This window comes from Rhodococcus tukisamuensis NBRC 100609, assembly GCF_001894985.1.
Taxonomy (GTDB): Bacteria; Actinomycetota; Actinomycetes; order Mycobacteriales; family Mycobacteriaceae; genus Rhodococcus_G; species Rhodococcus_G tukisamuensis.
In genome coordinates, this window is sequence record NZ_BCXG01000017.1 from 16,050 (window position 1) to 30,964 (window position 14,915).

Consider the following 14,915-nt stretch of genomic DNA (forward strand, 5'->3'; position numbering starts at 1 on the left):
GCGGTGCGGGCGGCGGTCCGTGGCGGCGACACGTACTCTGGTCAACGTGTTTGGCAACATTGGCTGGGGCGAGTTCATGGTCCTGCTCGTCGCGGCGCTCGTCATCCTCGGACCCGAGCGTCTGCCCGGTGCTGTGTCCTGGGTGACGAAGTCGCTGCGTCAGGTGCGCGACTACGCCGGTGGCGCCACCTCGCAACTCAAGAACGAGCTCGGACCGGAGTTCGAGGACCTGCGTAAACCCCTCGCGGACCTGCAGCAGTTGCGCGGCATGACCCCGCGAGGGCTGATCACCAAGCACCTGCTGGACGGTGACGACTCGGTGCTCCGTGACGTCGAGAGCCTGCCCGGCGACATCAAAGCTGCCGCGACAGGACCGGCTGCGGCCGCTGCCGGGGCCGTGGGACCGCCGTCCCGGCCAGCCCCCACGCCGCTGGCCGAGGGCGAGCGCCCGCCCTTCGACTACGACGCCACCTGACCTCGGCGCGAACTTCGACACCCGACACGACGGGCCCTGCCGGAATTCCGGCAGGGCCCGTCGTGGTTCGGGCGGAAGTCGGGCCGGTCAGGACCCGAAGATGTTCTCGATGAGACCTGGTTCGCCGACCCACCCGCCGCTGCCGGTGTCGAGCGAGCCGAACATCGGCCGGATCGGCGCCGGCGCAACCAGGTCGCGGTGGCTGTTCGCGAAGACCACCTCGCCGTCGACCGTGCAGCGGTGCCGCACCTCGTAGACCCCGTCCGCCACGGCGGGCCACGAGTAGCCGATCCAACCGTCGGAGTTCGGGGCGGTAGGGGCGATGTCCCGGACCACCGTGCCGGTGCCCTGGTCGAGCAGGGTGGCGCCGCAGAGCGCAGCCGCGTCGACCCCCTCGACCGACGCGACCACGTCGCTCTCGATGATGTCGGCGCTGGACACGACGGCCGCGGATGCGACGCCGGGGGAGAGGAACAGCAGGGGCACGGTGGTGACGGAGAACAGCGCGGTGCGGAGGACGGCCTTGTTCATACCCGGATTCCTGTCGTCGGATGCCGCAGGACGGCATCGATGATTGGTTCGGGTGCGAAGGTAACCTGCTGGGCGATTTGTCGGAGTCGAATCGCCCAGCCGCGGTTGCTAAAGGTGACGCGTGGTGTCGATGCCGAGCGACATGCCGGCCAGTCCGCGCGAGCGCACCGCCAGCTTCTCGGCGATCTCACGCAGCGCCGTGCCGGCCGGGGAGTCGGGCGCGCTGAGCACGATCGGGACGCCCTCGTCGCCGCCCTCACGGACCGCCTGCTCGAGCGGGATCTGGCCGAGCAGCGGCACCTTGGCGCCGACGGCCTTGGTGAGCCGGTCTGCGACGGACTGGCCGCCGCCGGAGCCGAAGACGTCCATCCGGGTGCCGTCGGGCAGGTCCATCCAGGACATGTTCTCCACGACCCCGACGATGCGCTGGCGGGTCTGCAGCGCGATCGCGCCCGCCCGCTCGGCGACCTCGGCCGCGGCCTGCTGCGGGGTGGTGACGACCAGGATCTCCGCGCCGGGGATCAACTGGGCGACGGAGATCGCGACGTCACCGGTGCCCGGCGGCAGGTCGAGGAGCAGCACGTCCAGGTCGCCCCAGAAGACGTCCGCCAGGAACTGCTGCAGCGCGCGGTGCAGCATCGGCCCGCGCCACACGACGGGGGTGTTGCCCTGGGTGAACTGCGCGATCGAGATGAGCTTCACGTCGTGCGCCTGCGGCGGCATGATCATCCGCTCGACCTGCGTCGGCTTGGCGTCGGTGCCGAGCATGCGGGGCACCGAGTGGCCGTAGATGTCGGCGTCGAGCACGCCGACGGACAGGCCGCGGGCGGCCATCGCGGCGGCGAGGTTGACCGTGACGGAAGACTTTCCGACGCCGCCCTTGCCGGAGGCGACCGCGTACACGCGGGTCAGCGAGCCGGGCTGGGCGAACGGGATGACCGGTTCGGCCGAGTCGCCGCGCAGCGACTTGCGCAGTTCGGTGCGCTGCTCGTCGTCCATCACGTCGAGTTCGACGCGGATGGCGCCGATGCCGGCGACGTCGGCGACGGCCTTGGTGACCCGGTCGGTGATCTCCGTGCGCATCGGGCAGCCGGCCGTGGTGAGCAGGACGACGATGTCGACACTGGCGTCGTCGGCGATCTCGACGCTCTTGACCATCCCGAGCTCGGTGATGGGTTTGCGGATCTCGGGGTCGAGTACCCGGGCGAGCGCGCTACGAACGTCGGACTCGGTCACTGCTGGCATACCCCCCATGGTAGTTGGGTGCCGAATCAGTGGATTCGCGGGAGGGCGTCCGCGGTCGGGCCGATGCCGGTGGAGTACGCCAGCGACCAGGCCGTCACGTTCGCGACGTAGGCCATCGAGTTGTTGTACCGCAGGATCGCCTTGGTGGCGGAGGTGAGGTCACGCATGTTGGTGCCGCCGTCGCACAGGTAGTTCGCGGTCGCCATCGCCGCGTCGTAGAGGTTCTGCGGGTCGATGACGCCGTCGCCGTTGCCGTCGGCGCCGTAGCGCTCCCACGTCGTCGGGATGAACTGGGTCGGGCCGACGGCGCGGTCGTAGACGGCGTCGCCGTCGAGGCGGCCGCCGTCGCTGTCCATGATCACGGCCTGGCCGGGCAGGCTGCCGTCGAGCGGCAGGCCGATGACAGGTTCGAGCAGGTTGCCCTTGTCGTCGGCCTTGCCGCCGTTGGCGTGGCTGGACTCGACCCGGCCGATGCCGGCCACCTGCATCCAGGAGATGCCGCAGCCGGGGCTCCGCTCCGCCTCGATGCGCTCCGCGTTCTGGTACGCGGCGAAGTTGATGCCGGGGATGCCGAGCGGGCCGTCCGGCAGCGGCACGGGGATGGGGGCGGGCGCGGCGGCGGCCGGCTCGGGGATCGCGACCGGCGCGGGGGTCTCGGCGGCGGGCTGAGCCTCGGCGGCCGGGGTCGCGACGGGGGCGGGGGCGTCCGGGATCGGCGCGGACTTGGCGGTCGTGGCGAGGAAGGGAATGGCGGGCGCGGCGCCCGAGGTGGCGGCCACTGCGACCAGTCCGCCGGGGATCATTCCGGTCAGTGCGATGACGGAACTGCGGCGCAGCGCAGAGTCGGACTTCTTGTTGTGACGACCCACCGAGATACCTCCTGCGAACCCCGGGTGGGGCTTTGCGATTGCTGTAGACCGCAGTCGAGGCTACCCGATTCGAGATTGTTCCGTTATTCATCTGTAATCAAAAAACCGAGACAGTTGTAATTTATGCAGGCCAGCGCGGTTTTTTAGGTGTGTCGTTTTGATATCGAACGGGCGCGTCGGAGTTACCTGAGTGCCCGGAGTTTCTTACGGGCCAAAAGGCCCCGGAGTCGGAGCCTCCGGGAGCGGAGCCCTGTTACGGAAGCGGCGCGGGGGCGGGGGCGGCCCCCGGTGCCCCCGGCGCGGGTGCCGGCGCGCCAGGGGGGCCGGGCGCGGCAGCCGGTGCTCCCGGGGTCCCCTCGGGGGCGGGCGCCGGCGGGCAGAAGATCAGGCACGGCAGTTCCGGCAGCGCGGGCAGGCCCGGGATCAGCGGCGCGGGGGCGGGGGCCTGCGGTGACGCGGGCGCTGCGGCGTCCAGCGCGGGCGAGTGGTCGCCGATCCTGGCCGGGTCGGCCGGCTTCGTCGGCGCGACGGGTGTGGCGGGTTCGGTGGTGACATCCGGGATCGAACCCGCGGTCGGGGTGCCGCCCGCGGCGTAGGCGGCCGACCAGGCCAGCACGTTCGACGCGTACGCGGCCGAATTGTTGTACCGCAGCACCGCCTTGAGTTCCTGGGCCGGCTCGCGCAGGTTCAGCCCGCCGGAGCAGAGGTACCGCGCGGCCGCGAGTGAGGCGTCGAAGACGTTGTTCGGGTCCGAGACGCCGTCGTCGTTGCCGTCCGCGGCGTAGCGGGCCCAGGTGCCGGGAATGAACTGCATCGGCCCCACCGCGCGGTCGTGCCGGGGGTCCCCGTCGAGTCGGCCGCCGTCGGTGTCGGCGATGACGTTGTTGCCGGCCAGCGTGCCGTCCAGGGTCGGGCCGAGGATTCCGGTCACGGTGGTGCCCGTGGCGTCGGTGCGCCCGCCGCCGGCATGCCCGGACTCGATCCGGCCGATCCCGGCCAGCAGGTGCCAGCTCACGCCGCAGCCCGGGGCCTGCGTGGCCATGGTGGCCTCCGCGGCCCGGTAGGCGCCCAGCACCAGCTCCGGGATGCCCAGCGCACTCAGCGAGACCGGGATCGGGGTGAGCTTCTCGGCCACCGCTGGCGGCAGCTCGAACCGGACCGGCGGGGGCGGGGTGTAGGCGCGGGGGGTGCGGACGGGGCGCGGGGCCGGCGCGATCAGTCCCACCGTGCCGGTGGGTGCGGCGACGGCCGGAGCCGGAGCCGGCTCGGTGGCCAGGTCCGACGCGTTAACGGCACCTGCGGACGACACGGCCGTCGCGAGCGACACCAGCACTGTTGCGGCCGCGGTCGCCATCCCCCTGATCCGCATTCACCCTCCTCGGCACGTCGCCCCCCGGAAATGTGATTCAGGTTACATAACGGAAACGGCCGTGTTCACCTTTTGTATCGGCGGCGGAGCAGGGTTCGCTACGGCCGGCGGTCAGCCGCGCGGCGTCCGGGTGACGTCGGCGTCGCGGTCGGCTAGCAGGCCCTTGATCTCGTCGAGTTCGCGGCGCAGGTAGTCGCGCGTGGCGACCTCGCCCACCGCGATCCGCAGCGCAGCGAGTTCCCGGGCCAGGAACTCGGTGTCCGCCTTCGTCTGCTCGGCCCGGGCCCGGTCCTCCTCGAGCGAGACCCGGTCGCGGTTCTCCTGACGGTTCTGTGCCAGGAGGATCAGCGGCGCCGCGTAGGCGGCCTGGGTGGAGAAGGCCAGGTTCAGCAGGATGAAGGGGTACGGATCCCACTGCAGTCCCACGGCGGTGATGTTGAGGGCGATCCACACGATCACCACCGCGGTCTGGATGACCAGGTACTTGCCGGTGCCGAGGAAGCGGGCGATCGACTCGCTGACCCGGCCGACGGCCTCGACGTCGATGTTCAGGCCCAGGCGCCGCGGACCGCGGGGCGTGTCCAGGCGCTGACGGTCGGGGGTGGACTTCTCACTCATCGTCTTCCGCCTCCTCGCGCCAGTCGGTCGGCAGCAGGTGATCGAGCACGTCGTCGACGGCGACCGCGCCGAGCAGGTGCTCCTCGTCGTCGACCACCGGCCCGCACACCAGGTTGTACCGGGCGAAGTACCGGGTCACCGTGGTCAGCGAGTCCTCGGGGTCGAGCCGGGTCAAGTCGGTGTCAAGGATGCCGCCGACCAGTGTTGCGGGTGGTTCGCGCAGCAGCCGTTGCAGGTGCACGCAGCCCAGGTAGCGCCCGGTGGGGGTGGAGATCGGGGGCCGGACCACGAACGCGATGCTCGCCAGGGCGGGTGTCAGGTCGGGGTGCCGGGCCCGGGCCAGGGCCTCGGCCACCGTCGTGGCCGGGGTCAGGATCACCGGTTCCGGGGTCATCAGGCCGCCGGCCGTGTCGGGGGAGTGCTGAAGCAGCCGTCGGACGGGTTCCGAGTCCACCGGATCCATCAGCTGCAGCAGCGACTCGGCCTCGGCGTCGGGCAGCTCGCCGAGCAGGTCGGCGGCGTCGTCGGGGTCCATGGCCTCGAGCACGTCCGCGGCACGCTCCACCTCGAGGTGCATCAGCAGATCCGTCTGGGAGTCGGTGGGCAGCTCCTGCACCACGTCCGCGAGCCGCTCGTCGTCGAGCGCGATCGCCAGCTCGTACCGGCGCTTGTCCGGCAGGTCCCGCATCGCGTTGGCCACGTCGGCGGGCCGCATCCCCTCGAACTGGGCCAGCAGTTGGGCGACGCCCTGGCCGGGCAGTGCCAGCTGGGACTGGGTCAGGCCCTGCACGTGTGGCCACTCCACGACATGCACGGCGGCACGGCGGGAGAGCCGTCCGCGCGGCCGCTGGACGGCGACCCGGGAGACGACCCAGTCGCGGGTGCGTGTCAGCTCGATGCCGAGGTCCACCACCAGCACGTCCTGGCCGGCGAGCTCCTCGAGTTCGGGGTCGTCGATCCGCACCGGGGTGTCGAGGACCTGCGCGAGGACCAGTACCTCGCCCGGCTTCTGGGCGAACCTGCGCAGGCTCACGTTCCCGGTGACCGTGACCGAGCCGGGGGCGATCGCCGTCACCCGCAGCATCGGGATGAAGATCCGGCCCCGGGTGAGCAGTTCCACGACCAGTCCGAGCACCCGCGGTCGCTGCCGTCCCACGCGAATGGTGATGACGACGTCACGCACCCTGCCGATCGATTCGCCGTCAGGTCCGAGCACCACCAGGCCCGCGAGCCTGGCTGCGAAGACCTTGCTCACTGCTGCCATGATGGCAAGGCTAATTCGCTCGGTGTCCCGACGTCGGATCGCGGGCTGGTAGACGCGGTTCTCCGGGGGCACACCACCCCATTTTTCTGGAGGTCCTCATGGTGCACGCGCGTTCGCGGCGGTCCGTCCTGGCGGTCCCCGGCAGCAGCCGGAAGATGATCGAGAAGGCGAAGGGCCTGCCCGCCGACGAGGTCTTCCTCGACCTCGAGGACGCGGTCGCGCCCATCGCAAAGGCGCAGGCGCGCAGCGAGATTGTCGACGCACTGAACTCCGACGGATGGGGCGGGCAGATCAAGGTCGTCCGGGTCAACGACTGGACCACCGAGTGGACGTACGCCGACGTCGTCGAGGTCGTCTCCGGCGCGGGCGCCAACCTGGACGCGATCCTGCTTCCGAAGGTGACCGAGGCGGCTCACGTGCAGGCGCTGGACCTGCTGCTGACCCAGGTGGAGAAGGCCAACGGGCTCGAGGTGGGACGGATCGGCATCGAGGCGCAGATCGAGAATGCGCTCGGGCTCACCAACATCGACGCCATCGCGACGGCCAGTCCCCGGGTGCAGACCCTGGTGTTCGGTCCGGCGGACTTCATGGCGAGCATCAACATGCGGACCCTGGTGGTGGGGGAGCAGCCGGACGGGTACGACACCGGCGACGCCTACCACCACATCCTGATGACCATCCTGATGGCCGCTCGCGCCCACGGCCTCGAGGCGATCGACGGTCCCTACCTGCAGATCCGCGACGTCGAAGCCTTCCGGCGGGCGGCGGGGCGCACGGCGGCGCTCGGCTTCGACGGCAAGTGGGTGCTGCACCCCACCCAGATCGACGCGGCCAACGAGGCGTTCAGCCCGCGCCAGGCCGACTACGACCGCGCCGAGATGATCCTCGACGCCTACGAGTTCCACACCTCCGCGGCCGGTGGTGGCAGGGGTGCCGCGATGCTCGGGGACGAGATGATCGACGAGGCGAGCGCGAAGATGGCGCAGGTGATCGCGGGCAAGGGGCGGGCGGCCGGGATGGCACGGACAATGCGGTTCGACCCCGAATCTCCGTAAAATGGACATCGGCGGACGCTCGCACCATCCTGGTGAGGGCACGCCCGGCCCGGTACCGCCGAGAACCGACCGACCGACCACGATGGAGCGCCGACGATGACCAATCCTCTCGCACAGCCGAATAGGACCGGACGAGGCGGGTTGCCCACCCCACCCAGCGGCTGGCCGATCGGCTCCTACCCCACGTACGCGGAGGCGCAGCGCGCCGTCGACTACCTGTCCGACCAGCAGTTCTCGGTGGAGGACGTCACCATCGTCGGTGTCGACCTGATGCAGGTCGAGCGGGTGCTCGGCCGGCTCACCTGGGCGAAAGTCATTGGCGGGGGGATCGTTTCGGGTGCGTGGCTCGGCGTGTTCCTCGGCCTGCTGCTGGGGCTGTTCACCGACAGCCTGCTCGGCCCGCTGGTCGCCGGCATCCTGGGCGGCATCGTGTTCGGTCTGATCTCCGCGGTGATCCCGTACGCGGCGACCCGGGGCCAGCGCGACTTCGCCTCCACGATGCAGCTGGTCGCCGGCCGTTACGACGTGCTGTGCGAACCGAAGACCGCGGAGCGCGCCCGAGACCTGCTGGCCAAGCTGGCGATCTAGGCGACCGCCGCCGCGCGTGTGGGGAGGAACGCGCGGCGACGGCGCCCGGCCGGACTCAGCTCCCGAAGTTCAGCCCGCCGGGCAGCTGGGGGAGCGGAGGGGCCGGGGGGCTGCCAGTTGTCGCCCCGGTCCCTGTCGTGGTGGTATTCACAGCAGGGTCCCGGGACGGACGCGGGGCGAGTCGAATCCTGTGCTGGAGAACATGAATGGCCTGATCAGGGCGGTCCGGTGCGGTGGCGTGGAGAGCGCCGCGGGAACGCTTCCTGTCCGCTGCCGCTGCCGGCCGGCTGTGAGTTCGACGGTTCTGTCCTAGCCTGGGGCCCGTCACGTCGATCGCGCGGGAGGTGTGCCGGTGGCAGGTGGAACGACCCGAGAACGGCTGACGGCCGGGGCGCTCTCGCGCGCCACCCTGGACCGCCAGCACCTGCTGCGGCGCCGCGACGGCACGGCACTCGACCTGGTCGGGCACCTTTACGGGTTGCAGGCGCAGTCGCCGTCGGCGCCGTACTACGCGCTGTGGGCGAGGCTCGCCGACTTCGACCCTTCCGAGCTGTCGGACCTGATCGCCGATCGGCAGGTGGTGCGCATGGTCCTGATGCGCGGCACGGTGCACGCGGTCACCGCGGCCGACGCCCTGGCGCTGCGGCCCTGGGTGCAGCCGATCATGGACACGGACCTACGCACCAACACCGCGCACCGCGAGGCACTGGCCGGGCTGGACACCGCGGAACTCGCCGCGGTGAGCCGTGACCTGCTCGACGCCACTCCGATGACAATGGCCGCCCTGCGTCCGCTGCTGGCGCGGCACTGGCCGGACCGCGACCCGGCGGCACTCGCCCATGCGGCGCGGTGCCTGCTGCCGCTGGTGCAGGTGCCCCCGCGCGGCCTGTGGGGGCGCTCGGGGCAGCCGGTGTGCGCCACCGTCGAGAACTGGCTCGGCGCCCCGGACCCGACGCGGCCCGAGCCGGAGCGACTGCTGCTGCGGTACCTGGCCGCCTACGGCCCGGCGAGCGTCGCGGACGCCCAGGCGTGGTCGGGGCTGACCCGGCTGGCGGAGGTGTTCGAACGGCTGCGGCCGCGGCTGCGGGTGTTCCTCGACGAGGACGGGGCGGAGCTCTTCGACCTGCCCGACGCGTCGCGTCCGGACCCGTCGTGCGCGGTGCCGGTGCGGATCCTCGCGCCCTTCGACAGTGTGCTCCTCGGCCACGCGAACCGGACCCGGGTGATCTCGGACGAGCACCGCAAGGTGGTGTTCACCGTGAACGGGATCATCAAGCCGACGATCTTGGTCGACGGGACGGTGGCCGGGTTCGTCACCGTCACTGCCAAGAAGGGGGTCGGCGTCGTGGAGGTCACGACATTCCGGCGCCTGGGGAACAGTGTCGAGTCGGAGGTCGCGTCAGAGGCGTTGCGGCTGTTGCGTTTCGCGCATCGCGGCGCCGACAGTCACGACGTCCGGTTCACTCCGATACCGTGACGCCCGCCGGACCGTGACCTGTCGGGCAATGGCGTGGGCGACGCCGACTGCCACCCCGACCACGGCGCCCCACGCGGCGGAGACGAGTGCGCCGCCCACGAGCGAGGCCAGGTAGGCGCCCGGCCCTTCGTGCAGCACGAAACTCAGGTACACGATGCGGACCAGGTTGCCGGCCACGACGCCGATCACGGTGGCGCCCAGGCCCGCCCAGAATGCGCGGGCCACGCCGCCGGTCGGGTGCAGCCTCGACGAGCTGACCAACCGCATCCAGACGACGGCGATCATGACGAGCGCGGCGATCAAGTCCACCGCCCAGGATCCGGTGGTTGTCTCGCCGAGCGGCGTCAGGCGCAGCGGCGGCACCCCGAAGGGCAACCCGAGGGCGCTGGGTACGAGCAGCGCCGGCAGGTACGTCAGGGCGGTGCCGGTCAGCGCCGCGGTCCCGAAGAGAACGGAGATCACGGCGACGGTGACCGTGCCGGCCCACGGACCGGAAGGCACTTCGTGCTCGTGCGCGGTTGACGGGTCCAGGGACCCCTCAACCGCGCACGAGCCGGGAACCGGCCTGACCTGTGGGTTCACCGAAACAGCCTCGGGGGACTCGGACATGTCGCCACAATATCGGCGTCCAGAAGACCAGGCGTGGCGAAACGGTGAAGAAGGTCGAGTGTGCGGCGGATCAGAGTGGTGTCCCTCTTGGTGGCCGGAGCGCTCGTCCTCACGGGCGGTGTCGGCGCTGCGCTGCGATCCGATCCCGCGCCGGCGGCGTCGTTCCTCACCGACGACGCGGGCCGAGCGCTCGTGCTGCGGGGGTTCAACACGGCGTCGAGCGCGAAGAGCACCCCGGACGGGATGCCGGACTTCACCGAGGAGCAGCTCGCGCGTGAACATGCCGACATGGGAACCAACTTCGTCCGGTTCCTGATCTCGTGGCGGTCCGTGGAGCCGGAGCCGGGGGTCTTCGACCAGGCGTACCTCGACCGCGTCGAGGAACGCGTCGGTTGGTACGCGAAGCGCGGGTACCAGGTGATGCTCGACATGCACCAGGACCTCTGGTCCGGCGCGATCACCCCGGACGGCAAGACCGGCAACGGTGCGCCGGCGTGGGCCACGTACATGGACGGCCTGCCGGTGGGATCCCACGAGATGTGGGAGCAGTACTACCTGGACCCCGGGGTGATCCGGGCCTTCGACAACTTCTGGAACACGACTGGTGAGCACCCGGAGCTCGCCGACCACTACGCGCAGGCGTGGCGGGCGGTGGCGCAACGGTTCTCGGACAACCCCGCCGTCGTGGCCTACGACCTCATGAACGAGCCGTACGGTGGAACCCTGCAGGGCCCGGTCTTCGAGGCCGGCCCGCTGACGGCGCTGTACCAGAAGACGGCCGACGCGATCCGCACCGTCGACCAGGACAGCTGGGTGTGCGTGGCACCGCAGGCGATGGGCGTGAACTGGGGAACGCCGAGCGGTCTCGGTCGGATCGACGATGCGCGCAACGGCGACCAGCGAATTGCCTACTGCCCGCACATCTATCCGTTGCCGATGGACCTGGGCGGCGGCTACGAGGGCACCTCACGCGACCTCGTCGACGCCACCGTCGATGCGTGGCGCGGCCACACGCTGCGCACCGCGGCGGCGCTGGGCGACGTCCCGATCATCCTGGGGGAGTTCGGACTCGACACCACACTTCCCGGCGCACTCGACTTCGTCGAGCGCATCTACGCGACGGCAACGGAGATGGGCGCCGGCGTCAGCTACTGGTCCCGTGATCCGGGGAGCTGGGGCCCCTACGAGGAGGACGGCACCGCACGCAACCTGGTGCCCGCCCTCGACCGCCCGTACCCCCGCGCGGTCGCCGGTACCCCGACCAGTTGGCGGGGCGGGCCCGAGCGGCTCGAGCTCACCTACCGGCCCGACGCGTCGATCTCGGCCCCGACGGAGATCTACCTGCCGGTGCGGACCTTCCCGAACGGCGCGCAGGTCTCCGGTGGCGAGGCCGCGAACTGGGACGTCGGCACCAGGATCCTGACCCTGCGTGCACCGGAGACGCCGGACGAGACCACCGTCACGCTGACCCCGGCTCACTGACCCTTCCGGCGGGGACCGGTGTTAGATGAGCAGGTGAGTGACAGCGTCATCGCCTCGGTCCGTGCGCACCTCGTCGAGCAGATCGGCGGTCCGCCGCCCTCGGCTGCCTCGGTGACCTTCCTCGGGCTCGAACCCCTCGAGGTGCTCCGCTTCGGTCCCGACGACGACGACCTGGTGCGCTACGTCTCGCTGGGCTGTTCCCGGCACCCGATGGGCGATCCCAGCGACCTGATCGCGGACCCCGTGCGGGGACCGCGCGCCGAACTGGTGCTCACCCTGCGCGGCGGCGCCGGTGTGGCCTCGGGCGTGCACCGCACGCTCGCGGTGCTGGCCGCGGCGCCCGCGGTGGAGGGCGTCGTCCTGACCGTCGACGGTCTGCTCGACGTCGGTGAGCAGCTCTGGAAGGATGCGCCCTTCACTGCAATGTTGTTGGGGGAGAGCAGCATCGGTGATCTCGCACTGCCCGAGCCGGCCGACCCGGTGCGGTTCTTCGACGCCGTCCCGATCACCGGCACCGAGGCCGCGTGGGTGCGACTGCGAGGGGCCGCGGCGCTGCGCGAGGCGTGGGCGGAGGCCGGGATCGACGTGCGCGACCCGGCCCGCGCGGCGGCGTCCCTCTAGCGGGGCAGCGCCGGACCCCCGCTCAGAGCCAGTCGTTGCGCCGGAACGTCACGAACAGTGCGGTGCAGATGGCCGCGATGATGCCCAGCACCAGGGGATAGCCGAAGGTCCACTGCAGTTCTGGCATGTGCTCGAAGTTCATCCCGTAGACGCCGGCGAACATGGTCGGCACCGCGGCGATGGCCACCCAGGCCGAGATCTTGCGCATGTCGGTGTTCTGCTGCACGGCGATCTTGGCCAGCGCGGCGTCCACCAGCGTGCTGAGCACCTCGTCGAACTCGGCGATCCGTTCCGCGACGATGGTGTGGTGGTCCTGGACGTCGCGCAGGTAGCGCCGGACCTCCTTGGGGATTCCGGTGGTGGTGTCCTGACCGAGCCGTTGCAGCGGGCTGGCCAGCGGGTTCACCGACTTGCGCAGTTCGACGATCTCGCGCTTGAGCATGTAGATCTGCTCGGTCGCGACCCGGTTTCCGGTGCTGAACACCGCTTCCTCCATCAGGTCCACGTCGTTCTCGACGGACTCGGTGACCACGAGGTAGGAGTCGACGACGTGGTCGGCGATGGCGTGCAGGACCGCGGACGGACCCAGCGCGAGCAGTTCGGGGTTGGCCTCGAGGCCCTGGCGGACGCCGGTGAGCTTGGAGTGCTCGCCGTGCCGGACCGTCAACACGAAGTCGGGACCCATGAAGATCATGATCTCGCCGGTCTCGACCACCTCGTTGGCCGTGGTGATCGACTCGTGTTCGACGTAGTTGACGGTGCGCAGCACCATGAACATCACGTCGTCGTAGCGCTCGAGCTTGGGTCGCTGGTGCGAGTGCCCGACGGCGTCCTCGACCATCAGCTCGTGCAGGCCGAAACACCTTGCCACCGAGACCATCTGGGACTCGTTCGGCTTGTGCAGGCCGACCCACACGAAGCCTCTGCCGAGGGCGCGTACCTTCGCCATCGCGGTCTCGTGGGTGAAGGTGCCGGGCAGTCGTCTGCCGCCGACGTACACCGCGCAGTCCACGATCGCGTCCTCGGGGCATGGCGGTGGACCTGACGGAACCGGTTCGGGCTCCTGCGGCGAGTGGAAGGACGGCAGTTGCGGCAGCGAGGGCAGGTGCGGGCGCGGTGGCAGCGACGACATCGCGGCACCTCCTCTCCCGTCGGGGGTTCGGCCTCATGCTATCCCCGGCGGTCGGGCGGGCCGCCCGCACTCGCCGGTTCCTGAGACAATGGCCGGGTGCGCATCGACCTTCACACCCACTCCTCGGCCTCCGACGGCACCGACAGTCCCACTGAACTGATTGCGGCGGCGTCGGCCGCGGGCCTCGACGTCGTCGCACTCACCGACCACGACACCACCGCCGGCTGGGCGGAGGCGGAGGCGGCGTTGCCCGCCGGGCTGAGTCTGGTCCGCGGGATGGAGATGTCCTGCGAGGGACGCGGCGAGGACGGCCGACCGGTCGCGGTGCACCTGCTGGCGTACCTGTTCGACCCGGCCGACGATGCCTTTGCCCGCGAGCGGGGCCGGCTGCGGGCCGAGCGCACCGGGCGGCTGCGGGCGATGGCCGAAAAGATGGCGGCGGACGGACTGCCGGTGGACCCCGACTCGGTGATGGCCGCCGCCGGGCCCGCCGCGGGGCGGCCCCACCTGGCCCGGGCACTGGTCGACGCGGGCGTGGTGACGTCGGTGAACGAGGCGTTCGCCGACCTGCTCGCGACCGGCGGCCGCTACTACGTGCACAAGGCGGACACGCCGCTGCGCGACGCCGTGCGGATGGTGGCCGGGGCGGGCGGGGTGAGCGTGATCGCGCACCCGCGGGCCGCGAGCCGCGGCCGACTGCTCGCAACGGAGCAGATCGGCGAGCTCGTCTCGGACGGGCTGGGCGGCGTCGAGATCGACCACCACGACCACCGGCCGGAGGACCGGGCGCTGCTGGCCGGGCTGGCCCGCGACCTCGACCTGATCGTCACCGGGTCGTCGGACTACCACGGCGGCAACAAGTCGGTGGTGCTCGGCGAGTTCGTCACGGCACCCGAGCAGTACGAGCGGATCGTGGCGGCCGCCACGGGCGCAGCCGTGGTCACCCGGTGACGGGCGCGCACTGATGTCCTTCGACACCACGCTCTACCTGACCGCGGTGATCACCCTGTTCGTGATCATGGACCCGCCGGGCGTGATCCCGGTGTTCCTGTCGCTGGTCGGCCGCAAGAGCCGGGAGGCCCGCAACCGGGCGGCCTGGCAGGCGCCGGCGGTCTCACTGGCCGTGATCACGGTGTTCGCCGTCGGCGGTCAGGCCATCCTGAACTACCTGCACATCGGCATCCCGGCGCTGCAGGGCGCGGGCGGGTTGCTGCTGCTGATCATCGCGCTGGAACTGCTGACCGGGCGCAGCGCGAACCAGATGCAGGGCGCCGAGGACGTCAATGTCGCGCTGGTGCCGCTCGGCACCCCGCTGATGGCCGGTCCCGGTGCCATCGCCGCGGTGATCGTGTTCGTCAGTCAGGCGGACGGCCAGACGTCGTCCTACCTCGCCATCGGCTTGGCGATCCTCACGATCCACCTCATTCTGTTCCTGGCGCTGAGGTTCTCCACGGTGCTGATCCGGCTGCTCGGCGACGGCGGCATCACGCTGCTCGCCCGGATCGCCGGACTCCTGCTGGCCGCGATCGCGGTACAGCTCATTGCGGACTCGGTTCGCGGATTCATCGCAGGCGGGTAGC

16 protein-coding genes are annotated in these 14,915 nt (G+C 70.9%); 8 read left to right on the forward strand and 8 right to left on the reverse strand.

The genetic code is table 11. The annotated features are described in order from the left end of the window. Nucleotides 1-46 precede the first annotated feature (46 nt). Nucleotides 47-475, forward strand: coding sequence for a Sec-independent protein translocase protein TatB (gene tatB / locus RT2_RS17035; RefSeq protein WP_072846055.1), 429 nt, complete (start codon nucleotides 47-49; stop codon nucleotides 473-475). 87 nt (nucleotides 476-562) lie between these two features. On the opposite strand, the gene RT2_RS17040 is transcribed toward tatB, so the two are convergent. The 6 genes from RT2_RS17040 to RT2_RS17065 form a co-directional block, all read right to left on the reverse strand. Beyond that, a complete protein-coding gene (locus tag RT2_RS17040) occupies nucleotides 563-1,006 on the reverse strand; it encodes a hypothetical protein (protein WP_072845985.1) in 444 nt (147 codons plus the stop codon). A 108-nt stretch (nucleotides 1,007-1,114) separates the two neighbouring features. Then, nucleotides 1,115-2,251 carry an Mrp/NBP35 family ATP-binding protein gene (locus RT2_RS17045; RefSeq protein WP_072845986.1) on the reverse strand — a complete coding sequence of 379 codons (1,137 nt, stop codon included), beginning with the start codon at nucleotides 2,249-2,251 and terminating at the stop codon, nucleotides 1,115-1,117. 26 nt (nucleotides 2,252-2,277) lie between these two features. Beyond that, nucleotides 2,278-3,120 carry a lytic transglycosylase domain-containing protein gene (locus RT2_RS17050; protein WP_072845987.1) on the reverse strand — a complete coding sequence of 281 codons (843 nt, stop codon included), beginning with the start codon at nucleotides 3,118-3,120 and terminating at the stop codon, nucleotides 2,278-2,280. A gap of 253 nt (nucleotides 3,121-3,373) precedes the next feature. Beyond that, the gene (locus RT2_RS17055) at nucleotides 3,374-4,489 is read right to left on the reverse strand and encodes a lytic transglycosylase domain-containing protein (RefSeq protein ID WP_072845988.1); all 1,116 of its coding nucleotides are present in this window, start codon (nucleotides 4,487-4,489) and stop codon (nucleotides 3,374-3,376) included. Nucleotides 4,490-4,600: 111 nt separating this feature from the next. Further along, nucleotides 4,601-5,107: a DUF1003 domain-containing protein gene (locus RT2_RS17060; RefSeq protein WP_072845989.1), complete on the reverse strand. Its 507-nt coding sequence runs from the start codon at nucleotides 5,105-5,107 to the stop codon at nucleotides 4,601-4,603. Continuing rightward, the gene (locus tag RT2_RS17065) at nucleotides 5,100-6,371 is read right to left on the reverse strand and encodes a magnesium transporter MgtE N-terminal domain-containing protein (RefSeq protein ID WP_072845990.1); all 1,272 of its coding nucleotides are present in this window, start codon (nucleotides 6,369-6,371) and stop codon (nucleotides 5,100-5,102) included. Before RT2_RS17065 ends, RT2_RS17060 begins: the two co-directional genes overlap by 8 nt. A 98-nt stretch (nucleotides 6,372-6,469) precedes the next feature. On the opposite strand from RT2_RS17065, the gene RT2_RS17070 reads away from it, so the two are divergent. From RT2_RS17070 to RT2_RS17080, 3 genes are all read left to right on the forward strand, one after another. Next, nucleotides 6,470-7,426: an HpcH/HpaI aldolase/citrate lyase family protein gene (locus RT2_RS17070; protein ID WP_072845991.1), complete on the forward strand. Its 957-nt coding sequence runs from the start codon at nucleotides 6,470-6,472 to the stop codon at nucleotides 7,424-7,426. 96 nt (nucleotides 7,427-7,522) lie between these two features. Further along, entirely contained in the window at nucleotides 7,523-8,014 is a 492-nt protein-coding gene (locus tag RT2_RS17075; protein ID WP_072845992.1) for a YflT domain-containing protein, read from the forward strand. A 352-nt stretch (nucleotides 8,015-8,366) separates the two neighbouring features. Further along, entirely contained in the window at nucleotides 8,367-9,491 is a 1,125-nt protein-coding gene (locus RT2_RS17080; protein WP_245709516.1) for a winged helix DNA-binding domain-containing protein, read from the forward strand. Here RT2_RS17080 and RT2_RS25530 read toward each other — a convergent pair. Continuing rightward, nucleotides 9,414-9,992 (reverse strand): hypothetical protein, encoded by a 579-nt coding sequence (locus RT2_RS25530; protein WP_169888419.1) that lies wholly within the window; start codon nucleotides 9,990-9,992, stop codon nucleotides 9,414-9,416. The two genes, RT2_RS17080 and RT2_RS25530, sit on opposite strands and share 78 nt — an antisense overlap. Nucleotides 9,993-10,178: 186 nt before the next feature. On the opposite strand from RT2_RS25530, the gene RT2_RS17090 reads away from it, so the two are divergent. Further along, entirely contained in the window at nucleotides 10,179-11,582 is a 1,404-nt protein-coding gene (locus RT2_RS17090; RefSeq protein ID WP_245709515.1) for a cellulase family glycosylhydrolase, read from the forward strand. A 33-nt stretch (nucleotides 11,583-11,615) separates the two neighbouring features. Beyond that, complete coding sequence (locus tag RT2_RS17095) at nucleotides 11,616-12,203, forward strand: suppressor of fused domain protein (RefSeq protein WP_169888422.1); 588 nt, start codon at nucleotides 11,616-11,618, stop codon at nucleotides 12,201-12,203. A gap of 22 nt (nucleotides 12,204-12,225) precedes the next feature. Here the strand turns inward: RT2_RS17095 and RT2_RS17100 are convergent, their stop codons facing one another. Continuing rightward, nucleotides 12,226-13,299 (reverse strand): magnesium and cobalt transport protein CorA, encoded by a 1,074-nt coding sequence (locus RT2_RS17100; RefSeq protein WP_072846058.1) that lies wholly within the window; start codon nucleotides 13,297-13,299, stop codon nucleotides 12,226-12,228. Nucleotides 13,300-13,431: 132 nt separating this feature from the next. Between RT2_RS17100 and RT2_RS17105 the strand changes: the two genes are divergently transcribed. Then, nucleotides 13,432-14,286, forward strand: coding sequence for a PHP domain-containing protein (locus tag RT2_RS17105; protein ID WP_072845995.1), 855 nt, complete (start codon nucleotides 13,432-13,434; stop codon nucleotides 14,284-14,286). 13 nt (nucleotides 14,287-14,299) lie between these two features. Then, nucleotides 14,300-14,914: a MarC family protein gene (locus tag RT2_RS17110; RefSeq protein ID WP_072845996.1), complete on the forward strand. Its 615-nt coding sequence runs from the start codon at nucleotides 14,300-14,302 to the stop codon at nucleotides 14,912-14,914. The last annotated feature ends 1 nt before the right edge of the window (nucleotide 14,915 follow it).